Below are 22938 nucleotides of genomic sequence, written 5' to 3' on the forward strand. Positions count from 1 at the left end.
TAGAAAAACCTCCTTAGATAATGATAAATGATATACAATAGTGGTAAGGAGCTTTGCCTTTTTCCTTACCACTAGACAAAAATTTTCACTCTTCTGAAGCAGCAAATTGTTCACCTTGATTGCCTTCAATCACTGCATCTGCAATCTTGGAAGTAATAAGCTTGACAGCTCTTATAGCATCATCATTTCCTGGAATAGGATAATCGATTAGCTCAGGATCGCAATTGGTATCTACAATAGCTACAATTGGTATTTCCAAGCTTCGAGCTTCTGCCACTGCGATAGCTTCTTTTTTGGGGTCAACTATGAATAAAGCGGAAGGCAGAGACTGCATATTCTCTATTCCGCCCAAAAATTTCTGCAATCTTTCCTTTTCTTTCCTAAGTTTTATTACCTCTTTTTTAGGAAGAACATCAAAAGTTCCATCTTCCTCCATTTTTTTGAGTTCTTTTAATCGTTGAATCCTTCCTCTAATTGTTTTAAAATTAGTTAGGGTTCCACCTAACCACCTTTGATTTACATAAAACATACCACATCTTTCTGCTTCTTCCTTAATAGAATCCTGAGCCTGTTTCTTGGTCCCAACAAAAAGAATAGTGCCCCCTTCCATGGCCAACTTTTTGACAAATTCATAAGCTTGTTCCAATTTTTCTACCGTTTGTTGTAAATCAATGATGTAAATTCCATTTCTTTCTGTAAAAATATAAGGAGCCATTTTAGGGTTCCATCTTCTTGTTTGATGACCAAAATGTACCCCTGCCTCTAATAACTGCTTCATTGAAATTACCGACATACATACACCTCCTATGGTTATTCCTCCGCCTAAATCCTCTTGCAAAAAGACCTTTTCAGGCACCCTTTTTGCAATCATTAGGCGTGTGTTATTGACTGACAATGAATACTATATTATATATTTTGCTAAATGTCAATATATTATCACACTTTTATGTCTATATGGCCTATAGTTTTTTTGCTTTTTTTACCTTTATCTTTTTCCTGCTTATTTTTTTGTTCAGAGTTTTGGCGATCTTTTATAAGAGTTTTTTCTGTTTTTTCGAGTTCATTAGGCTTTGTCTTCTTTATTTCATTTTCTCTATTAGAAATGGTTATTATTTGCTGAGAATAAATGACAGGCTTTTGAAGGTCAATTTGTTTCAAATTTCCTGCCTCTACAGTACGAGGTAGAATAGATTTTAAATCAATAGGGGAATTGGAAGACATAAAATTCATCTCCTTATTTTAGAGGAAAAAATTTTATTTCTTCCTCATTTTTTATAAACATAGCATATTTAATAGGTTCTTGTATCTTTAAAGTAACGTCATCAATGACGAGTTTAGTTCCTGGAAATATTGTATCAAAAACTTTTATAATTCCAATACTAGAACTTTTTATTTCCTCCTTTAAAGAATTTAATTCCTCACTTAGACGATGATTTAGAGAAATTAAATCTTGGAAAGATTTTTTAGCTTTATGATAAATCTCCTCTTTATCAGGAGGTAATTTTTCGATTTTTTCTATGTACTTAAGAATTTTTCCTATTTTTTCTAACTGGGCATTGTTTTGTTCTATTTGAGAAGTTAATTCCGCTATTTTCAGCCTCTTTTGAGGCAGTATACCTACTTGTAATTCTGTATACGTTCCTATTTTTGAACCAATATTTGCCGCTGAAATTTCTCTTGCAGCTACAATTTTACTGCCAATAATTTGGCTTTTATTTCCTAAAAGTTTTACACTTCCTCCTGCTTTTACATCGCAATAAATTATCGCTTCACTGTATATATCTTCTCCGGCTTCTACACTGCAGTTTTGTAAATACTTTGCTGTAATATTTCCTTCTGCGATAATTTTTGCCCTTCCAGCGCCCTGTACTCCTTTATGAATACTGATATTTCCTTTTGCTATTATAGTGGCTGCTTCCACTACTCCAAAAATTTCTATATTACCTTCACTTTCAACAGTAAAACCTGATTTAACATTCCCAGTAATTTTTACACTTGCTACCGTTTTTATATTTCCTACAGAAGTGTCGACTTCTTTTACTTCCAAAAGGGTATGCACTTCTATTTTGTTGTTTAAAACCACAATATGACCATCTACAGCAGCTACAAGTTTATCCTCATCAATATAAGTATTTTTCCCAAGAGGAAGTCTCACATCTTTGCCGCCTAAAGCATCAACTTTTTGTCCAAAAACATTAATTCCTGGTTGCCCTTCGGTAGGATTTATTTTTCGAGCTATTATTTGGCCCTTTTTAACGTTTTTAAACAAGTCTAAATTTTTATAGTCTACACTTCCGTCCTCCAAAATTTTTGGGGTTGCAGCCTTTTCTACGTCTATCTCAAAAATTATCTTTCCATCTTCTCCATTTATAGGCTTTTTCCCTTCTGCAATTAATACACCTTTTACCTTTTTCAAATCTTTACAAATATTATCTATAACATCGAATTTTATTCCATATACTATATTATGTTTTGCGATTTCTTGTAATAAAACTTCTTTATTAATACTAATGCCATCGGGGTCTTCAATTAAAGTCAAATAGGCCTGTTGTTTATCTCTCGATACGTCAATAAGTACTTTATACTTTTTTTCATCCATTTTTAAAGCCCCCATTTTAAAAGTATTCACCTAATATCTCCCTTATCCTTTTGATAGCTTTTGTATGAATTTGTGATATTCTAGACTCTGTTAAATTTAAAATTTTGCTTATGTCTTTGTAGTTTAAATCTTCATAATAATACAAGGTTATTACTAATCTTTCTTTATCTGGTAAATTTTCAATAGCATTTGCTAGCTTTCTTTTTAGTTCTTTGTACAATACTTCCTCTTCTGGGTTTTTTAGTTCGACATCTGAAATAGCATGTAATTTAAAGTTATTTTCAATAGCTTCCTCTAAAGAGTTAATGTTAGAAACATTGATATAGCTTAAAGTTTTTAAAACATCTGTTTCATTTAAGCCACAAGCTTCTGTTATTTCTTCAACTGTAGGTTCCCTATTATATTTTTGTTGAAGTGTTTCTACGGTTTCTTCTATTTTTCTGTACTTTTTTTTGAGACTTCGAGGCATCCAATCTTTTTTCCGCAAATAGTCTATTATTTCTCCTCTTATTCTTAAAGTAGCGTAAGTTTCAAATTTTACACCTTTACTAGGCTGATATTTTTCAATTGCATCGATAAGGCCAATTACTCCTTGATTTATCAAGTCTTCATACTCAGATTGAGTAATATCAGAAATGATGAGTTTTTTGACAATATGTTTGACAAGCGGCATATACTTGATTATTATTTCATTTCGTAGATTTGGGTCTTTATTAGAATTATAAGTTTTCCATATATCCTCCTCCACTAATGCCATACAAAATTCCCCCAATTTTTAAATATATTTTATTCCATAACCAATAGTTTTAACTAATAGTCTTCCATCCTCAGAATAAAACTCAATAGTTCTTCCATAATTTCCACCTATATCTTCCGCAACGATTGGTATGCCAAGTTTTCCTAGCACTTCTTTAGTAGCAATAGCGTTTCTTTCTCCTATGTTCATAATGTCAGAATTTATTTTAGAAGAGAACATTTGCGCTCCTCCAGCAATTTTGCTAATCAACCTTTTAGAATTAGCACCTATTTTTACCATTTCTTCAATCAAAATTTGGATACCGGTATCGGCAAACTTAAGTTTGTTAGAATTATCAGATATTTTGTCACTATAAGGTAACATTATATGCACTAACCCTGCTATTTTAGTTAAAGGGTCATAAAGAACAATTCCCACACAAGACCCCAGCCCAATAGTTGTAAGAATTCCTGGGCTTTGTGTGACCTTTGCATCTGCCATTCCAACCCTGTAAATCTTATTTTCCATTCACTTCAACTCCAAGCGCTTTTAGTATTAAATCAAAAGAATTAATATCTGGTATTAAGAAGAAATCACCTTTTATAAGTTTTTCTCCCTCTATAAATTGGGTCTCAATAAACAAAATCTTATCAGAAATTTCTCCGTATTTAATAGCCGGAACACTCAAAATTGCTCCTGCCATGTCTATACTTATTGCGGGAGGTGAAATTTTTATATTTAAAGAAGTAAGAGTAGATAACGAGGCTACATAGCTACCCGCCATAATATTTCCTATTTCTTCTAAAGCGGATTTTTCTAACTCATCAAATTCTTCTTTTACTTCCAATCCCATGAGACTCCAAATAAGAGAAGCAGCGCTTTTTATATCAAGTGCAAAAAGAATATTACCCTTTACATCTCCATCTAGATCGAAATAAATGCCAACAATGATCGTATCAGCAGAGCCAAATATATCTGATACTTCTTTAAAATCTAGAATTTTTACCTTTGGCACTTGCATGTCCATTTTTTTGCCAATCATTGTTGAAAGAGCAGTTATAGCATTTCCTGATCCAATATTTCCTAATTCTTTTAAAATGTCTATGTACATTTCATTTAATCGGTTAATATCCACATTTCTCACACCCTGACATCTAATAATTTTTTTAAATCTAAAATGAGAAATACCTTATCTTTAATTCTTCCTACTTTGCTGACGAATTTTCCAAATTCGTCAGAAGCCTCATTAAAAACCAAGTTATCAATATCTTCTTCTGCAATATCAACCACTTCATTAGCATTATCTACAATCATGCCTACTAACATATCGTAAGCCTTTAAAACCACAATTCTTGTATCTTCATCATACTCTTTTTCTGCTAAACCCAATTTTACTCTTAAAGAAATCACAGGAATTATTTCTCCTCTTAAATTTATAACGCCTTTTACATGACTTTCAGTCTGAGGAACTCTTGTTATAGCCATTACTTTTTCTATAGTCTGCACTTTTTCTATGTTTATTGCATATTCTTCCTCATCAATTTTGGCGATAACATATAGGCTCAAAATTCTCCCTCCTTGTTAAAACAAATTGTTGGCATCGACAATCAAGGCTACCTGGCCATCTCCCAATATTGTAGCTCCTGCAATAACTTTGACATTAGAAAGATACTTCCCTAATGGTTTTATGACTATCTCTTGCTGGCCAATTAATTCATCTACAGTACAGCATGCTAAATTTTCGCCTTTTTTGATAATTACACACACCAAATTTCCATTATTAGAAATCTTTTTGGTTTCTAATACTTCATTTAATCTTATTATTGGAATTACCTTTCCTCTAAAAAGAACTACTTCCTTTCCTTGAACATTGTGTATTTCTTCCTCTTTTTTATGAACTATTTCTGAAATTGAATTAAGGGGAATTGCAAATTTTTCATCTCCTACTTTTACTAATAAAGCTTGTATAATTGCTAAAGTAAGAGGAAGTTTAATTATAAATTTTGTTCCCTTATTTATTTCTGATAATATTTCAATTGAGCCGTTTAAGGATTCGATTTTATTTTTTACTACATCTAATCCTACGCCTCTGCCAGAAATATCTGTAACTTTGTCAGTAGTGCTAAAACCTGGCCTAAATAAAAGGTCTAAAATTTTATCTTTAGAAAGGTCATTTACTTGCTCAGCGGTGTAAATGCCTTTCTCTACTGCTTTTGCTTTGACTTTTTCTATATCAATTCCTCTTCCATCATCACTAACTTCTATTATGACATTATTACCTTCATGATAAGCTCTCAAATTAATAGTACCTTGTTCTGGTTTCCCTTTTTGCAACCTTTCTTGTGGCATTTCGATACCATGATCAATAGAATTTCTTATGAGGTGAATTAAAGGGTCACCGATTTCATCTATAACAGTTCTATCTACTTCTGTATCTTGTCCATACATATTGAGAATAATTTTTTTGCCTAACTCGTAAGATAAATCCCTTACCATTCTTGGGAATCTATTGAATACTCTTTCAACCGGTACCATTCTTACCTTCATAACAGCATCATGTAAATTAGTAGTTATTCTTTCTAAATATTCAATAGCACTTGCAGTTTCAGAGTTCCTGTTATCTGCCTCTAATCCTTCAAGGCGGGTTTTTATGATTATAAGTTCACTTACTAAATTCATTAAATTATCCAATCTGTCGATATCTACTCTTACACTTTTTGAAGTTTTATTATTGCTTTGAGATTTTTTTATGTTCTCAAAACTTTGAGATTGTGAAAAAGATGCCTCCTTGACAAATGTTTCTCCTTCTTTATTTAAATCAATATTTATTAGTTCCACTTCCACCTTGTTGACCTCAGCGATAGACAGTAATCTTTTTTCAATACTTTCTTTATCCTCTTTTGTAATGATGTGAACAGTGAAACTCTCCTCAAATTTTTCATCTTCAATGTCTTCTACAGAGGGAAAAGAATTTATTATGTCTCCTATTTCATCTAAACTATTAAAGATTATAAAAGCACGAGCGGATTTCATAACACATCCTTTGTCAATATGTACTGTTATCTTATAGGCTTTGTAATTATCTTTTACTGCCTCTCTTATTATATCTTCTTCGTATACGTTCAATAATGTATCGCTACTGGAAACATTATTTTCTTTTTCTACAACAGGCTCTTTATTTTTAGATTTAGAACTAACGCCCGAAAGTAAAAACATCAACTCATCAATAGGTACATTATCTTCTCCTGTTTGTGATATTGAATCCAGCATCTCACTTAAGGTATCTACACACTTAAAGAGAATATCCATGATGGGATGAGAAATGTTTAATTCGCCATTTTTTACCTCTTGTAATACATCCTCCATTTTATGAGCTAATTTATTCATGTTTTCAAAGCCCATAGTAGCAGCCATACCCTTTAAAGTATGGGCAGACCTAAAAATCTCATCGATTATTTGCCTATTTTTAGGGTCATTTTCCAAAAGCAATAAATTGCTATTTAAATTTTCTATATGCTCTTGTGATTCTTCAATAAATATATCGATGTATTGATTATTTTCCATAAAATCCCCTCACCTTCTCAATTATTTCTGCTGGAATTTTATCCAAAGGAAGGATTTTATCAACAAATCCTGTTTTTATAGCGTTATAAGGCATTCCTTTTGCCAGAGAAGATTCGATATCCTGACATATAATAAAACTTCCTTTCTCTTTTAAATATTTAAGTCCTTTTGAACCATCACTTCCCATACCTGTCAAAATAACAGCTATTATGCAGGCATTTATTTGGGAAGCACTTATAAAAGTAGCATCAATGGAAGGTTTATAAACAGATTCAAAATTCGTAGAAAGTTTAATTTTTATTTTATCATTTTCTTCAATTAATAATAAATTTTTATCGCCAGGTGCAATATAAGCTACATTTTTCAAAATTACCTCTCCATCTACTGCTTCTTTTACTTTGATCTTGCAACTTTGGTCTAATCTTTCTGCCATCATTCTAGTAAATTTTTCTGGCATATGTTGTACTACAATTACTGAAGCAAAAAGGTCCTTTGGTAAATTTGTCAATATATATTGCAGTGCTTTAGGCCCCCCAGTAGAAGCCCCAATTATAACAAGACAATCATTTTTCATAAATCATTCAATCCCTTTTTGTCTACTTTTTCTCTGTTCTTCAAAGATATAGCTTATAATCTTTTCTCTCACTTTTTCAGAAATGTCCACATAACAGATACCAATTTCATATCCTTTTTCTAATAATTCTTCATATCTCACTACTTTTCCGCTTACTGTTATCTCTTGGTCTAATGTAAAAACACAATTTATGATAGTCCCTACCTCTAATTTTTTATCTACCTTACATCTTAATCCTCCACCGCTTATATCTTGAATAAGGCCTTTATAAACCTTATCTTCTTCTCCACCACTAATAGTATAAGTAAAGGGAATCACTTTTTCTAATCTAAAATACTGTCTCCTTTGCAATCTTTCTACACTGCTTATAGGCATTATTTCTAAAAGAGCAAGTTTTCCAGAAAATCTATTTAAAACCTTGGCATAAAAGGTAAATAAACCTTGTTTTGTAAAATAAATTATTTGAACTATTGAACCTATTCTCACAGGAACTAAATGTCCACTGTATACTGGAGTATCAATTAATATAGTTCCATTTTTAGAAATATCCTGTACTTGAGATGAGTACATGGTCTTGCCATTGTTTAAACCTATCCTCAATTTTTGCCCCGGTAGTAAATTTATCTCATTCATCTAAATCCTCCTCTATTTATAAGTCTAGAAAAAATACCCCACAACCCCTTGTTTTCTATAGGAGGAGGTTGATTAGCTATTTGAGCTGCAATTTGCAATATCCTTTTTGAGGTTTTACTATTTTCATATTTAAGGACAATGGGATGTTGCTCAATTATACATTCCATCATCTTTTCGTCATTTTCCAAATAACCTAAATCAATCAAAGATACACCTAAATAGTTTTTAACTACTGTTTCAAACCTGTCATAAATTTTTTTGTATTCATTAAAATTTTTTACCTTATTTATCAGCACATTAATCTTTTTATCTTCACCTACCAGTGAATACTTAATAAGAGTATATGCATCCATAATAGACGTGGGTTCAGGAGTTACTATGAGTAAAACTTCATCAGCCGCTTTCAAAAAATTGCTAACTACGTTATTGAGCCCTGCACCCGTATCTATAATAATAAAATCGGAATAATAGTCTAAAATTTTAATGTTGTTTAGAAAAAGGCTTAAATCCACTCCTTCATTGATAAGGTTGAAATCTCCACCAGAAGATATGTATTTTATGCCTAAAGGTCCTTCGCTTATAACTTCTGTTATCATTTTGTTGTTGTATAAAACATCTAATAAAGTATACTTAGAAGTAACTCCTAATTCAATTTCGACATTTGAAAATCCCAAATCTGCATCAATAATCGTAACATTATAGCCCAATTTTTTAAGCCCCAAAGAAAGATTTACTGAGATACATGTTTTGCCAATTCCGCCTTTACCACCTGTAATTGTAATAACCCTGCTTCTTTTTATCTTCTTCTTTTGGGAAACCAATTTTCTTAAACTTTCAGCCTGGTCCATCATATACTAATTCCCCTTTACTATGCTTGAGGCGATAATTTCACTTCCTGCTAAAGTTATATCATCAGGAACTATTTGTCCATTTGTAAAATAAGAAATTGGCCGCCCTGAATAATAAACAGCATTTAAAATAGAACTATAATTATCGGTTTCATCTAATTTTGTAAAAATCAATTTATAATTTCCTGCAAATTCATATCTTTTTATCACTTCCTTTAAATCTTCCGATTTAGTCGTAGCACTCAAGCATAAATAAGTTTCATCACAGTTTGCATATTTAATGAAGGTTTTTAATTCATTTATTCGCTTTTCATCTTTATGGCTTCTTCCCGCTGTATCTATCAAAACAACATCGTACTTTTCAAACTCTGGCTGAAGTTTATGAAGGTCAAAAATATTATTTACTACTTTTACTGGCACTCCTAAAATTTCTCCATAAGTTTTCAGCTGGTCTACCGCCGCTATTCTGAAAATGTCTGCTGTAACAAGCATTACATTTTTACCTTCATTCAATATCAAATTAGAAGCAATTTTTGCAATGGTAGTAGTTTTCCCCACTCCAGTAGGTCCAATGAACAAAATTTTTTTGCTTTTTTCAGTATTCAATTTTTGAGGAGGTCCCATAAAAGCATCTATTCGTTCCTTTAAAATTTTTATTCCTTTATTATCAAATTCATCAATTCCCTCCCCCAATAACTGAGACACTTCCCTTTCTATTCCATAATCTATTAATTTAGAAACTAAGGTTTTCTCCTTAGCTTCTGTAACCGTTCCATTTTTATTGGTAGCTATAGTTTTAATCAAATTTTTAAGTTCATTTATATCATTTTTTGTAATACTTTCTTTAGGGATTACCGGTGGGTAATCTTCTACCGCTGCTACTACTTCCACTTTACTCTTCTTAAAAAGTCCTATAATCCCTCTTTCTTTAATTTTGTTTTGATGAAGTATTACAGCGTTACTTCCCATTTCCGCTTTTATCATTCTTAAAGCTTCTTGATAATCGTTAGCAATATATTTTTTAACTTTCATTTAATCTCACCGTCTCCACCGATGCAACTTCAATATTTGGTAAAAGTTCGTTATATGACAAAACAGCAATATCAGGAGAAATTTGTTCTACTAACTTTCTGAGATAAAATCGAGTTACAGGCGCTGTCAGAATTACAGGTTGTCCACCCTTTAAAGTTACCTTTTTTGCTAATTCATGGATACTCTTTAAAATCCTTTGTGCCGAAGAAGGTTCCAATGCTAAATAAGAACCATGTTCTGTCTGAGTTATACTAGAGGATATTAACTGTTCAACACTCGGATCTAACGTTATAACTTCAATCTTACCATATGGAGCATATTTATTGGAAATAGTACGAGCTAAAGCCTGTCTTACATACTCTGTTAAAACATCTGTATCTCGTATAATAGGAGCATAATCAGCTAAAGTCTCTAATATTGTAACTAAATCTCTTATAGATAGCCCCTCTCTTAAAAGGTTAGAAAGCACTTTTTCTATTTCACCTATTGTTAAAAGCTTAGGAACTAATTCTTCTATTAAGGCAGGATTTGTAGTTTTTACATTGTCAATTAAACTCTGTACTTCTTGCCTTCCTAAAAGTTCATGGGCATGCTGTTTTATGACGTGAGTAAGGTGAGTAGCGATGACAGAAGGAACATCTACTACTGTATATCCCCTTGCTTCTGCTTTTGACCTTTCGTTTTCATCTACCCAAATTGCAGGCAATCCAAAAGCTGGTTCTCTTTCTCGAATCCCAGAAATATCTTCATCTATTTCTCCTGCCGTCATAGCCATATATCTATCAACGTATACCTTACCTCTGGCAATTTCATTTCCTCTAATTTTTATAATATATTCATTAGGCTTTAATTGAATATTATCTCTTAAACGAATCATTGGGACCACGATACCCAAATCAAGAGCAATTTGTCTTCTTATCATGACAATCCTATCTAACAATTCTCCACTTGCAAGAGGAATCAATTCATAACCAAATTCCAGTTCAATAGGGTCCACTTGCAATAATTCATATACTTTTTTAGGATCCCTTATATTCTCTAACTCTTTTATATTTTCTTCTTGTTCTTCTTCTTTTATTGTTACTTTTTGAGTTCCTGCAAATCCAAGATATGCAAACAACGAACCTATTAAGATAAGAGGAAGTTTAGGTAAAGAAGGCACCAATACCAGTGCAAAGAGTAACCCAGCTGCCACTTTCAAAATATGAGGCTGATTGAAAAGTTGTTTTATTACATCCCCTCCTAAATTCGACTCAGAAGCTGAACGAGTGACAATCATTCCAGTAGCAGTTGATATTAAAAGTGCTGGTATTTGACTTACCAAACCATCGCCTACTGTTAAAACAATATAAGTATTTAAAGCTCTATTTATATCCATTCCCTTCATCACCATTCCAATAATGAGACCTGCCACAATGTTTATGATGATAATAATTATAGAAGCAATTGCATCGCCCTTGACAAATTTACTAGCACCATCCATTGCTCCATAAAATTTTGCCTCTTGCTGTATTTCTTTTCTCCTCTCCCGCGCTTCTTTTTCTGTTATGAGGCCTGCATTTAAATCAGCATCTATTGCCATTTGCTTTCCCGGCATTGCATCCAAGGTAAATCTTGCTGACACTTCAGATACTCTCTCTGCTCCTCTGGTTATGACGATAAATTGTACAATTGCAATTATCAAGAAAATAATAAATCCGACAATTGGATTTCCACCTATTACAAAACTTCCGAAGGCCTGTATTACGTTACCTGCGTAGGTATTGCTTAAAATAAGTCTTGTACTCGAAATGTTAAGAGCCAGTCTCAGAAGAGTAGTTATTAATAATATAGAAGGAAATATAGAAAAATCCAAAGCATCTTTTACATACATGGTAGTTAAAAGTATTATTATAGACAAAGTTATGTTAGATATTAATAAAAAGTCCATGATAACAGGTGGTACAGGAATCATTATGAGTAAGACTATTCCTACTACAAAAAGAGCCACAGTAAGCTCAGAGGCTTTCAAATTATCCCTCCTATTCTCCCTTGAGGCTATAGACATAAGCCAAAACTTCAGCTACAGCTTGATAAAGCTCTGGTGGAATCATGTCTCCTATTTCAGTAGACCTATACAGTGCCTGAGCCAATGGCTTATTCTCTACTATAGGGATATTTAATTTCTTAGCTTCTTCTTTCATTCTGAGGGCAATCATGTCCTGCCCTTTAGCTATCACTACAGGTGCGTCATTGACATTACTATCGTACATAAGAGCAACAGCAAGATGAGTTGGGTTTGTTATTACGACATCCGCCTTTTTTAAGTCTTGCATCATTCTTCTCATAGAAACTTGTCGCTGTTTTCTTCTTATCTCTGCTTTTATCTGTGGGTTCCCTTCTGTTTCTTTAAACTCTTCCTTTATGTCCTCTTTACTCATTTTAAGACTTGTTTCATATTCTCTCCACTGGAAAAAATAATCTAACGCTCCAAGAACAATAAGTACAATTCCTATTCTAATAGTAATTCCCAAAAGTATATTTAAAGCGTATTTTAATATATCTTGAACTGACATATCAAGAAGCATTGGTATACCTTTATATTGAGAAGCTAAAAAAGAGTACATTATATAGAAAAGAACTGCCACTTTAGCAATAGATTTAACCAATTCTACTAATGCTCTTTTTGAAAAAATTCTCTTAAAGCCCTCCACAGGGTTTAATCTTTCAAATTTAAAGGCAAGGGGCTCAGCTGTAAATACAAAACCCACTTGAAGATAAGTTGACGCAAGAGAAACGACAAAAATTAATAAAATTATAGGCATAGCTATTGATATTGCTTGTTGCAAAACGTATGTAAACAGATTTCGTATACCTACTACATTAAAAACATCGTCATTAGCTCCAGAATAGGTATAAAGCAAATATTTTGTTAAAGCCATCATTTTTTCTAAAGAAGGCATTGTAAGTATATTTACTGCCAAAAAACCTGCTACAATTACTAAAGCAGAAGTTATTTCCCTGCTTTGGAAGACTTGCCCTTTTTTTCTTGCATCTTGTCGCCTTTTAGGAGTAGCTGGTTCAGTTTTTTCTTGGGCAAATAACTGCAAATTTATTTTACTCAAAACTATCACCTTGTCATAAATTTCATCAATCTAAAAATGTCAGCATTCATTCTGTTAAACAGAAAATCTATAATTGTCAGGTACACTGGCAACATAATAAGCAAAGTAAAGATTCCAACAAAAATCTTCGCTGGCATTCCTATCATAAAGACGTTAAGCTGAGGTATAGTACGGGAGATTATTCCCAAAGTTAAATCTGTCAAAAGAGTTGTTAAAATTATAGGAACACTTATCCTAAAACCCAATAAAAACATATCAGATACCATTTTTGTTAAGACCTGAGACATACCAGAAAAATCAAAAGCAACTTTGCCAATAGCAATTATATCAACACTTTTAGCCAACATTGTAAATAAGGTATAATGGCCATTCATAAGCATGAAGATAAGGATTGTCAAAATATATATGAAATTTCCCATTAAAGGAACTTGGGTTTCACTATGAATGTCTAAAATGTTTACTAGTCCAAAACCCAACTGATAATCAATTAGCTGACCGGCTAAATGTATAGCACTGAAGGATATCATAGATGCCAGCCCTATTACCAGTCCCACAATGAACTCAGAGATTACAACGATAAAGTAATCTAAAACATTATTTATTTGCAAATCCACTGGTCCCATGGTATCAAAAACAATTACTGCAGCAAAAAAACCTAAACCTATTTTTAAAATAGTAGGAACATTTTTTGTACCAAAAAAAGGTGTAAGTATAAAAATGCCAAGCATTCTGACGAAAAGTAATATAAAAACTTGAACATTTTGAAGTAAATACTGAATTATATCCATTTTACATCACTTTATAAAATTATTAATATTTAAAAACAACCTTTGAGTGTAGTTGACCAGAGTAGTAAGCATCCAAGGTCCAAATAAAATTAGACTTATAAGTATAGCGACAATTTTAGGAACAAAAGATAAAGTTTGTTCCTGAATTTGTGTGGTAGCTTGAAAAATGCTAATTAAAAGTCCTACCCCTAATGCTACTGCTAACAAAGGAGAAGCAACTTTTAAGGCAACAGTTAAAGCTTCTCTTCCTATATCTATAACCACTCCCGTATTCAACTTGTTTTGCCTCCTATCTAAAACCTAAAATCAAAGATTTTACAACCAGATTCCATCCATCCACCAAAATAAAAAGTAACACTTTAAAAGGAAGAGATATCAAAACAGGTGGCAACATAAACATACCCATTGACATTAAAACACTCGCTACAACTATGTCAATTATTAAAAAGGGAATGTAAAGTATAAAGCCAATTTGAAAAGCAGTTTTTAATTCACTGATGATAAAAGCAGGAATGACTACCCTCATAGGTAATTCTTCTACATTGTTTATATTGATTTTAGCCAAACTCACAAAAAGATTTAAATCATTTTGCCTTGTTTGCTTCAACATGAAATTTTTCAATGGTTTGATAGTATTTTGATACGCTTCCTCTTGAGTTATTTTTCCTTCTGTATAAGGTTTAATAGCATTATTGTTGATATCTTGCCCAATTGGTGCCATTATGAATAAAGTGAGAAACAAAGCCAAACCAATTAGTACTTGATTAGGAGGCATTTGCTGTAGCCCCAATGCATTTCTTAAAAAAGATAATACAATCACTATCCGAGTAAAAGAAGTCATCATTATTAAAATAGATGGAGCTAATGTCAAAACTGTTAATAGAAGAACTATTTGTAAACTTGTTGCCATATTTGAAGGAGCTGTCACTGATGAAACCAAATCTCCTAAATTCATTTTTGCTCACCATCTTTTTTAGACAAATATCTGTTTTTTAGCCGTTTTAATCGTTCTATTGAAATATTCAAATTTGTCACAAAATCTTTATCATTAGTTGGAACTTTCATATCTTCTTTATTTATTTCTGTAAGATAAGTTATATTGTTATTACTCACACCTATTAGAAAAAATTTGTCTCCGACCTTCACTATATATAAACCTTTATCTCTACCCAAAATGATGTAATCTATCACCTGTAAATTAGTAGATCGAGTATATCTTAAAGTGCTTTGTCCTATAAATCGAGTTATGTAGAAAGCCACTCCAATTACTAAAAGAAAGGCAATTAAATACCATATCAATTGAAAAACATACTCTGCGCCATTAGACACTTTAAGCGCCTCACTTCAACAATTTTTTGATAGCTTCCACTACTCTATCAGGTTGGAAAGGCTTTACGATAAAATCTTTTGCTCCTGCTTGAATTGCCTCGATAACCATAGCTTGTTGCCCCATAGCAGAGCACATTATTATTTTTGCATTAGGATCCTTTGCACGAATTGCTTTTACTGCTTGTATTCCATCCATTTCCGGCATAGTAATATCCATAATGACCAGATCTGGGTTTTCTTGAAAATATTTTTCTACTGCTACAGCACCATTTTCAGCTTCTACTACACTCCCCAAATTGTTTTTTGATATAATATCTTTAATCATCATCCTCATAAAAGCAGCATCATCAACTATCATTATTTTGCTCACAAATGATTCCTCCTTATCTTTATTCTATATTGCTAATTCTTTTGCTTTGGTGAACAATATCTGTAATTCTAACCCCAAAATTTTCATCAATTACCACTACTTCTCCTTTAGCTATATACTTTCCATTTGCTAAGATATCCACTGGTTCACCCGCCAATTTATCTAATTCTATAATAGAACCTTCACTTAATTCTAGAATATCTTTTATAAGTTTTTTAGTCTTGCCTAATTCGACAGTAATCGTAAGAGGAACATCCAATATTAACTCTAAATTTTCTTTATCTTCTTTGCTTTTAGATGTAGGTTCTTCATCAAAACTTTGAAAAACTACAGGACTTACATTGACTTTCTGTTTCTTTTTGGTAACTTTATCCCTCGTTGATATATTGCTACCTGTCTCGACATTTTTTTCATCACTTTCTATTATAGCACTGGAACTCTCTTCTTGGGAAGTCGCCTGTGGCGATTTTTCTTCATTTTTCGACAAAACACTGTGCACTAGTTCTTTAGCAAAGTCAAAAGGTAAAAGCTGCATAATTTCACTATCAATTATTTCTCCTACCTCCATTTTAAAGGCGATTTTTACTACATCGCCTTCCGGAAATGAAATATCTGTTGGCATAGAGGCAGTAAAATCGACAATAAAAGCTTTAGGGGGTGAAATGTTTATAGTTTTATTGAGAAGGGTAGAAAGGGAAGTAGCAGCAGAACCTATCATTTGGTTCATAGCTTCCCCTATTGCACTTAAATGCAATTCAGTAATTTCTCCTTCTTCTATTTTTCCTTCTCCCCCCATCATCAAATCTGTCATTTTAAGTACATCTTCTTTTTTTAAAATAAGAAGGTTATGACCTTTTAGTCCTTCCGTATACTCTACTTCAACCCCAACGTAAGGAATATTAAATTCCTTTTTTAACTCTTCCCAAGATAGTACTGAAACTTTTGGAGTAGTAATAGTAACTTTATTTCTCAATAAAGTATATAAAGTAGTGGCTGAAGTGCCAAAACTTATATTTCCAATTTCCCCTAGTATATCCTGTTCTTCTTCTGTTAACTCTTTTCCACTTTGGGACTGATTTTCTTTAGATTCTTCGGTTAAGCCTTTTAATAATGCATTTATTTCTTCTTGTGATAAAAAGTCATTCACTTTCTTCATCTCCTTTGTAAATAACTTCTGTTATTCTTACACTGTATTTGTTATTTTTGATTCCAGGTATACCTCTAAATTTGACTTTTTTATCGATTATTATGTCTACAGGTTCTTTGAAATGTTTATCTAACATGATTATATCTCCTATCTCAAAATCCAAAAATTCTTTTACAGTAATAGTTGTAGAACCAAGTTGAGCAGTAAGAGGTATATAAGTTTTGCTTATTTTACTCTTTATAAGCTCAGGATTTACTTTCTCTTCTTTTTTCATGCTAGAAAACCAAAATTTTGTCGTTAATTTGGGTACAATAGGTTCTAATGTCAAATGAGGCATGCAAAAATTCATTATTCCTTCTGTTTCATTAATTTTTATAGATAAAGTACATAAAGCTACTGTCTCATTAGGAGATATTATTTGAGCAAACTGCGAATTAGTTTCCACTCTTATTAAAGAGGGATTAATATCTAATATATTACTCCATGGTTCTTTAAAAAGTGAAAGCATTTGTTTTACTATCTTAGTCAAAAGGCTAATCTCGATCTCAGTGTAATCCCTATCCAAAAGCTCGCCTTTTCCCATTCCTCCCAAAATTCTATCAAGTATTGCATAAGTAGTATTATTATTGAATTCCAAGAGAAAAAGGCCTTCTAAAGGGGCTGCATCAATAATAGCAATGAAAACCGGATTATTTAAAGAATTACTAAACTCATAATAAGTCAGCTGGTCAACAGAGACCACTGTAACATTCACTATTGTTCTCAAATATCCTGACAAAAAGGAAGTTAGAGACCTTGACAAATTTTCAAAAATCATTTGAAGAGTTCGCAGTTGTTCTTTTGAAAATTTATTAGGCCTTCTAAAATCGTAATTTCTTATCTTTTTACTTTTAGTTTCTTCTACTTCTTCAATTTCTTGGACATCTAACCCACCAGAACTAAAAGCTTTTAATAGTTCATCTATCTCGCTCTGTGATAATATTTCAGCCAAAAAACCCCCTCCTCCCTATTGAACAATAAATTCCTCAAAATATACATTTACAATTTTCCTTTCACCTATTATTTTATTTATCTGATTTTTTATATCGTTTTTTAACTTCTCTTGTCCTTCAGGCCCTTCCACATCTTGATCTGTTTTTCCTCTTAAAATTTGAATTATCAAATCTCTAATCTGGGGGGTCCGCTCTTCTAAGATTTTTAAAGTATTTTTATCTGCAACTTGCAACTTTATTGTTGCCTTGACAAATTTTCTGTCTCCCTTTAAATTAGTTATAAATTCTCCGCCAGGAGAATAATTATAATATGTGATTTCTTTAGGTTTGTTACTAGATGCAAAATTATTAAAATATACGAAAGCAATACTAAACGATAAAATCATAATAAGAATAACAATCAAAATTGTTTTACTCTTCATTCTAACACCTCTTTATCCTTTTCTATTGTGAAAATTCTTTGTTTGTATTCGATAACTCTTTGTATAATCTCCTCCGGTGTTTCTTTTACAACTATTTTTTTACCAGTAGTAAGGCTTATGACAGTATCGGGAGTTTTCTCTATGAATTCAATTAACTCAGCGTTGATAATAAATTCTTCATTATTAAGACGCGTAACATAAATCATAATTTTCCTCCATTACATCTGCTGGGCTTTGTGCCCAGCAGACTATAATTATCTCTTTATATTAACAAGGTCTTGCAATATTTCATCAGAGGCAGTTATAACTCTCGCATTAGCTTGAAAACCTCTTTGAGTTACGATCATATCGGTAAATTCGTTGGCTAAATCTACATTAGACATCTCTAAAGTTCCAGGATTTATAGAACCCCTTGTATCTGTACCAGCTGCTCCTATCATTGGTTCTCCTGAGTTTACTGTGTTAATAAACATAGTATTCCCTACTTTTTCTAAGCCCATGGGATTCTGAAAATCCGCAATAGCAATTTGACCAATTACCTGCCTACGTCCATTAGAATATATGCCAGACACCACGCCATATTTATCTATATTGATACTCTCTAAAGAACCCGCCTCATTTCCATCTTTGCTAAGTTCCCTTAAATCTGTTTCACTCGAAAACATTGTAAGACGTGAAAGGTCAAGTGAAACAGGACCAATAGTCGCACTTGTCACGGCAGTATTCATATTAAAGTTGAGTGTGCCATTTGCTATTCTTACACCATTTGCATCTGGTAAAATCCTTCCATCAGCACCAAAAGTAAGTGTACCCGAACCATCTACAGAAGAAATAGCAGGATCAGAAGAAGACACACTCCAGTTCCAAGTAGTAGCATCATTTTTTGTAAAAGTAATTGTAGCTATGTGGCTTCCTCCTTGTGAATCATACACTAATATGTTATAACTTATAGCGCCATTAATTTCTGTGGAAGCATTTATGTTTCCTCCTATTTCCAATTGTGTAGTCGCTGCCGGGTCTATACTTGACCAATTTTTAAGGCTTATTGGAACTAAATTTCCTGTATCAGTGTTTACTGTTTTACCATCAGTTGACATCCAACCTAAAACTTTATATCCATCAGGTGTTACTAAATCACCTTGAGAGTCAAAACTAAAGTTTCCTGCCCTTGTGTACAAATTTGCTCCTCCCTTGGAGACTATGAAAAATCCATTCCCATCAATTGAAAGGTCTGTAGGATTATCTGTCCTTTGTGCACCGCCTCTTGTGAACAATGTATCAATTGAAGCTATAGCTACTCCAAGACCAATCTGTTGGGGATTGGTTCCGCCACCATTTCCTTGCGGTGCAGAAGCGCCTTTTATCGTCTGGCTAAATATCTCTTTAAAAGTCATCCTGCTGGCTTTGTATCCGACAGTATTGACATTCGCTATATTATTTCCTATTACATCCATTCTTGCTTGATGAGCTTTCAACCCTGAAACTGCAGAATACATTGACCTTAACATATTTTCTCCTCCCTTTATTTTCGGTGCTGCTCGCTTTCTCAGTCTTTCAAAAGCGATAAGCCCCCTGTTAAGGTCCGGCTTAGATTATCACAGCACCGTCTATATTTGTAAAAACACTGTTTTTCAACATTTCCCCATCCATCGCCGTTATGACGGTTTTAGACTTTAAATTTACCACAAAAGCTTTGTTGCTCATAATGATGAGAGAATCTTTTATTCCCTTTTCACTAGCTTTATTCACTGCTTCTAATAGTTTTTGATATTCACTTTGAGTAATTTTAACATTTCTCATTTCCATCCTCATAAGTGAATGCTTTGAAAATTTCAGGTCATCAATTTTCACATTTAAAACTTCTTTGAAAGATGTAGAAGCCGTGGTATTAGTTGATGCCCTCTGGGCTAAGTAATTAACATTTATGTTTTGTGGAATTCTTACAATTTCAGACATTTTATCACCTCATTCTAAAACAGCTGTAACAGCATCCAATGGTATATCTATACCGTTCACTTCTAAAAAGTATTCTCCATTTTGCTTATAAACAACATCTACTTTTCCTATCACAGTTCGAGAATTCCCATTATTGTCAGTAATAGTAGCATATATATTTTTGCCTATCAAATTTATAGCTCTTATTGCATTAATACTGCTATTCATGTTTTGCATTTGCTCCAATGTAGAAAACTGTGCTAACTGTGCAATAAATTCCCTATCATCCATAGGATTTAAAGGATCTTGATTTTTTAATTGAGTAACCAAAAGTTTTAAAAAATCATCTTTTCCTAATTGAGAATTTAGAGTTGATACTCTGTTGTTGTAAATACTTGTAACATTGTAATTAGTATTTATATCCATAATATCCCTCCTTTCTACGCCCTCACATCTATATGGTCTTGTGAGATATTGTAAATTTGTTGTAAAGTTTCTGTTTCTTCTGCTTCCGCCAAATCATAGTGTAAATACCCACTATATACTCTGTGCAAATTCTGTTCTTGTGAGTTGTCATTGTAACTTTGCTGTTGTCCATTGTATTGAGAAGTAAACTGCATATTTTTATCCACTGTCACATTAAAACTGTCTATTTTAATTCCTTTTAAATCTAATTGAGCACTTAAAATCCCTATATTAGATTCAATTTGATGCTTCACTTTCTCGCTATCAGTTATTATAGTAGCGATGATATTTCCATCTACAGATTTAAGATTTATCTGGAGTTTTCCTAAAAATTCTGGTTTTAATTGTATACTTATAGTAGAGAACATGTCGTTTTTTAAAAAATTTATGCTCTTTACTATTTGGTCAAAAATTTGTGATTCTGGAGCCTCTTTTAATTTCGAACTTTGATGGTTAATCAGTTGGTTTTCAAAAGTCTTCCCATCATTTTTTAAAAACGCAAAATCATTTTGTTGTAATTGCTGATTTTCTCCAAGATTTTTTTCATTTTTAATTGTCAAAATCTTGCTATTTGAGTCAGGTTGTGAATCCTTTGTTTTTGGTATGATTTCTTTATTTTCCTCAAGGATACGCTGATTGTCTATCAAAGATAAATTTTCATTTAATAGAGTTAAATTATCTGTCCCATCTTTTTTAATGGCTTGTTGTGAAAATACAATTGAGTCTGTTGTCTGAATGTTCGTGTTGTTTATATCTACATTTTTATCGCTATAGACTTTTAAAACTTCCTTAAAGTTGTCACTTTTAATTGCCGTAGCTATTGCATCTGGTTGTAACTTAACACCAAGTTTTTCTTCTAACAACTGGCTTATTTTTTGCGATAGTTTATCAACATTCAAAACCCCATTATTTAAAAAATCTTGTATCAGTTTTTGTACTTCTTTTTGCAATTCCACATAAAAATTTTGTTTTTCACTTAACTCCTTGCCATCATCCTTTTGAATTGCCACGTTTAATCCATTTATTAACTGCTGCAACCAATTGAAAACATCTGCTAACGATAAATCCTCTGTTTGGAAAGATTTTAAATTTTTTTCTTTTTTCAGTGATTGTGTAGTTGAAAAAAGACTATTTAACTCAACATTGCCATCAGATACCACTTTGTCCGTTGAATTTTCTTTATTTTCATTAATTGCCATCTGTTGCTGTAACATTTCTGAAAATTTATTTGCCTTATTATCTTTTGGGGAAGGGAATTTTTTGTAATCTACAACTGGTTTGGTTTTATCAGCCCTTGGCTGCTGTATCTTAAATGGTAATAAATCAGTATCCGGCACCACTCCTATCACTCTTTTCACCTCCTTTCTAAGGAATCATAGTAGCATTTTTCAATAAAATATTTGTTATTTTTGCTGCCTTTTCAGCTTTTAATGATTCTAATATCTTTGAAGCACTATCTTTATCCATGTACCTCAATATTTTTATTATATCTTCATCTGACATGTTATTGAGTATTTGCGCTGCATTTTGCGGATCCATATTTTGATAATAACTAGCTATGTCTTTCAAGTTAGTCTGCTTATTTTCTAACTGTTGCTTGAGTGAATCGCTCTCCTTTTGAACTTTTTCCAATTCGGCTTTTAAACTATTGATTTGGTCTTCTTTTTCTTTCAATTGAGTTTCGTACTCAGCAATCTTTTCATCTTTTGCTTTTAATTCGTCAGTTAATTTATTTATCTGTGTATTTTTGTCTTCTACTGGCACTGGAGAAATTAAACTACCTAAAACCGGAACATTAGCTAATTGCTTTTTCAAAAAAGTTTGACTTCCGAATAGATTAAAGTAAACAGCTGAGACTATTCCACCTACGAGTATCAAAAAAATTATTAAAATTATCAGCCAAATTTTGGAGTTTCTTTTTGTTTGTATATCTTGATTTTGCATATATATCCTCCTAATAGGATTTAGCAACTCTAAAACTTATTTGTTCATCTACAAATTTATTTTGTTCTATAGCCATTAAGTATTGGTACTCAGAAAACCTCTTTTCCTTGAGATTCTCTAATGCCTTTTTCTCTTTTGAAACTTTTAAAAGATTTTCTCTTATCAAATCAGCATCTTTTTCTAGCTTTTTTATTAAAAGTTTTTTGTCTTCAATCATCTGTTGAATTTTTTTTACATACACATCTGATTCAAGAATTTTATGTATAGTAGTTCCTTCTTTCATCTCCACTTTTGTTTTTTCTAAGATTTCATTTAAATGTTTAGTTAATTTATGTAATTCTTCTTTTTGAATATTTATCTCTGCCATGACCTTTGCTAATTTCTCTTTTTCAATCTTTTCTGACTGTTCTTTTAAATTTAATACTGGCTGCAAATTAAATTCGAATTTTTTCATAT

29 protein-coding genes are annotated in these 22938 nt (G+C 32.3%); all 29 read right to left on the minus strand.

Annotated elements, in window-relative coordinates:
* Positions 1-85: 85 nt before the first annotated feature.
* The gene (gene rpsB, locus TETH514_RS08365; protein WP_003869145.1) at positions 86-793 is read right to left on the minus strand and encodes a 30S ribosomal protein S2; all 708 of its coding nucleotides are present in this window, start codon (positions 791-793) and stop codon (positions 86-88) included.
* A gap of 143 nt (positions 794-936) precedes the next feature.
* Entirely contained in the window at positions 937-1221 is a 285-nt protein-coding gene (locus TETH514_RS08370; RefSeq protein ID WP_009052398.1) for a hypothetical protein, read from the minus strand.
* A gap of 13 nt (positions 1222-1234) precedes the next feature.
* Positions 1235-2599, minus strand: a complete 1365-nt coding sequence (locus TETH514_RS08375) for a DUF342 domain-containing protein (protein ID WP_038016639.1) — start codon at positions 2597-2599, stop codon at positions 1235-1237.
* Between the two features lie 16 nt (positions 2600-2615).
* Entirely contained in the window at positions 2616-3356 is a 741-nt protein-coding gene (locus TETH514_RS08380) for a FliA/WhiG family RNA polymerase sigma factor (protein WP_003866730.1), read from the minus strand.
* 18 nt (positions 3357-3374) lie between these two features.
* The gene (locus TETH514_RS08385) at positions 3375-3863 is read right to left on the minus strand and encodes a chemotaxis protein CheD (RefSeq protein WP_003866729.1); all 489 of its coding nucleotides are present in this window, start codon (positions 3861-3863) and stop codon (positions 3375-3377) included.
* Positions 3853-4470, minus strand: a complete 618-nt coding sequence (locus TETH514_RS08390) for a chemotaxis protein CheC (protein WP_012268723.1) — start codon at positions 4468-4470, stop codon at positions 3853-3855. The genes TETH514_RS08385 and TETH514_RS08390 overlap by 11 nt, the downstream gene beginning before the upstream one ends.
* Positions 4471-4475: 5 nt before the next feature.
* A complete protein-coding gene (locus TETH514_RS08395; RefSeq protein ID WP_009052400.1) occupies positions 4476-4901 on the minus strand; it encodes a chemotaxis protein CheW in 426 nt (141 codons plus the stop codon).
* Between the two features lie 15 nt (positions 4902-4916).
* Positions 4917-6899 carry a chemotaxis protein CheA gene (locus tag TETH514_RS08400; RefSeq protein WP_009052401.1) on the minus strand — a complete coding sequence of 661 codons (1983 nt, stop codon included), beginning with the start codon at positions 6897-6899 and terminating at the stop codon, positions 4917-4919.
* Entirely contained in the window at positions 6889-7473 is a 585-nt protein-coding gene (locus TETH514_RS08405; protein ID WP_009052402.1) for a CheB methylesterase domain-containing protein, read from the minus strand. The genes TETH514_RS08400 and TETH514_RS08405 overlap by 11 nt, the downstream gene beginning before the upstream one ends.
* Positions 7474-7476: 3 nt before the next feature.
* Positions 7477-8106, minus strand: a complete 630-nt coding sequence (locus TETH514_RS08410) for a flagellar brake protein (RefSeq protein ID WP_009052403.1) — start codon at positions 8104-8106, stop codon at positions 7477-7479.
* Positions 8103-8957 (minus strand): AAA family ATPase, encoded by an 855-nt coding sequence (locus tag TETH514_RS08415; RefSeq protein ID WP_009052404.1) that lies wholly within the window; start codon positions 8955-8957, stop codon positions 8103-8105. Before TETH514_RS08415 ends, TETH514_RS08410 begins: the two co-directional genes overlap by 4 nt.
* A 3-nt stretch (positions 8958-8960) precedes the next feature.
* Positions 8961-9986, minus strand: a complete 1026-nt coding sequence (locus TETH514_RS08420; protein WP_003866722.1) for an AAA family ATPase — start codon at positions 9984-9986, stop codon at positions 8961-8963.
* A complete protein-coding gene (gene flhA, locus TETH514_RS08425) occupies positions 9976-11997 on the minus strand; it encodes a flagellar biosynthesis protein FlhA (protein ID WP_009052405.1) in 2022 nt (673 codons plus the stop codon). Before flhA ends, TETH514_RS08420 begins: the two co-directional genes overlap by 11 nt.
* 10 nt (positions 11998-12007) lie before the next feature.
* Positions 12008-13099 carry a flagellar biosynthesis protein FlhB gene (gene flhB, locus TETH514_RS08430; protein WP_009052406.1) on the minus strand — a complete coding sequence of 364 codons (1092 nt, stop codon included), beginning with the start codon at positions 13097-13099 and terminating at the stop codon, positions 12008-12010.
* Complete coding sequence (gene fliR, locus TETH514_RS08435) at positions 13096-13878, minus strand: flagellar biosynthetic protein FliR (protein ID WP_009052407.1); 783 nt, start codon at positions 13876-13878, stop codon at positions 13096-13098. Before fliR ends, flhB begins: the two co-directional genes overlap by 4 nt.
* 6 nt (positions 13879-13884) lie before the next feature.
* Positions 13885-14154: a flagellar biosynthesis protein FliQ gene (gene fliQ / locus TETH514_RS08440; protein ID WP_003866718.1), complete on the minus strand. Its 270-nt coding sequence runs from the start codon at positions 14152-14154 to the stop codon at positions 13885-13887.
* 13 nt (positions 14155-14167) lie between these two features.
* Positions 14168-14833: a flagellar type III secretion system pore protein FliP gene (fliP, locus tag TETH514_RS08445; RefSeq protein ID WP_003866717.1), complete on the minus strand. Its 666-nt coding sequence runs from the start codon at positions 14831-14833 to the stop codon at positions 14168-14170.
* Positions 14830-15207 carry a flagellar biosynthetic protein FliO gene (gene fliO, locus TETH514_RS08450; protein ID WP_003866716.1) on the minus strand — a complete coding sequence of 126 codons (378 nt, stop codon included), beginning with the start codon at positions 15205-15207 and terminating at the stop codon, positions 14830-14832. The genes fliP and fliO overlap by 4 nt, the downstream gene beginning before the upstream one ends.
* Positions 15208-15217: 10 nt before the next feature.
* Positions 15218-15577: a response regulator gene (locus tag TETH514_RS08455; RefSeq protein ID WP_003866715.1), complete on the minus strand. Its 360-nt coding sequence runs from the start codon at positions 15575-15577 to the stop codon at positions 15218-15220.
* Positions 15578-15596: 19 nt separating this feature from the next.
* Entirely contained in the window at positions 15597-16724 is a 1128-nt protein-coding gene (fliY, locus tag TETH514_RS08460; RefSeq protein ID WP_003866714.1) for a flagellar motor switch phosphatase FliY, read from the minus strand.
* Entirely contained in the window at positions 16717-17715 is a 999-nt protein-coding gene (fliM, locus tag TETH514_RS08465) for a flagellar motor switch protein FliM (RefSeq protein WP_003866713.1), read from the minus strand. The genes fliY and fliM overlap by 8 nt, the downstream gene beginning before the upstream one ends.
* A 15-nt stretch (positions 17716-17730) precedes the next feature.
* The gene (gene fliL, locus TETH514_RS08470; protein WP_003866712.1) at positions 17731-18138 is read right to left on the minus strand and encodes a flagellar basal body-associated protein FliL; all 408 of its coding nucleotides are present in this window, start codon (positions 18136-18138) and stop codon (positions 17731-17733) included.
* On the minus strand, positions 18135-18344 hold the full coding sequence (locus TETH514_RS08475) for a flagellar FlbD family protein (protein ID WP_009052408.1): 210 nt from the start codon (positions 18342-18344) through the stop codon (positions 18135-18137). The genes fliL and TETH514_RS08475 overlap by 4 nt, the downstream gene beginning before the upstream one ends.
* A 48-nt stretch (positions 18345-18392) precedes the next feature.
* Complete coding sequence (locus TETH514_RS08480) at positions 18393-19646, minus strand: flagellar hook protein FlgE (protein ID WP_009052409.1); 1254 nt, start codon at positions 19644-19646, stop codon at positions 18393-18395.
* Between the two features lie 79 nt (positions 19647-19725).
* Positions 19726-20094 carry a TIGR02530 family flagellar biosynthesis protein gene (locus TETH514_RS08485; protein WP_003866709.1) on the minus strand — a complete coding sequence of 123 codons (369 nt, stop codon included), beginning with the start codon at positions 20092-20094 and terminating at the stop codon, positions 19726-19728.
* Between the two features lie 9 nt (positions 20095-20103).
* A complete protein-coding gene (locus tag TETH514_RS08490; RefSeq protein WP_009052410.1) occupies positions 20104-20499 on the minus strand; it encodes a flagellar hook capping FlgD N-terminal domain-containing protein in 396 nt (131 codons plus the stop codon).
* A gap of 14 nt (positions 20500-20513) precedes the next feature.
* Positions 20514-21887, minus strand: a complete 1374-nt coding sequence (locus TETH514_RS08495; protein ID WP_009052411.1) for a flagellar hook-length control protein FliK — start codon at positions 21885-21887, stop codon at positions 20514-20516.
* Positions 21888-21903: 16 nt separating this feature from the next.
* Complete coding sequence (locus TETH514_RS08500) at positions 21904-22482, minus strand: MotE family protein (RefSeq protein WP_009052412.1); 579 nt, start codon at positions 22480-22482, stop codon at positions 21904-21906.
* 10 nt (positions 22483-22492) lie between these two features.
* On the minus strand, positions 22493-22936 hold the full coding sequence (gene fliJ, locus TETH514_RS08505) for a flagellar export protein FliJ (protein ID WP_009052413.1): 444 nt from the start codon (positions 22934-22936) through the stop codon (positions 22493-22495).
* Positions 22937-22938 lie beyond the last annotated feature (2 nt).

This window comes from Thermoanaerobacter sp. X514 (assembly GCF_000019065.1).
Taxonomy (GTDB): Bacteria; Bacillota; Thermoanaerobacteria; order Thermoanaerobacterales; family Thermoanaerobacteraceae; genus Thermoanaerobacter; species Thermoanaerobacter pseudethanolicus.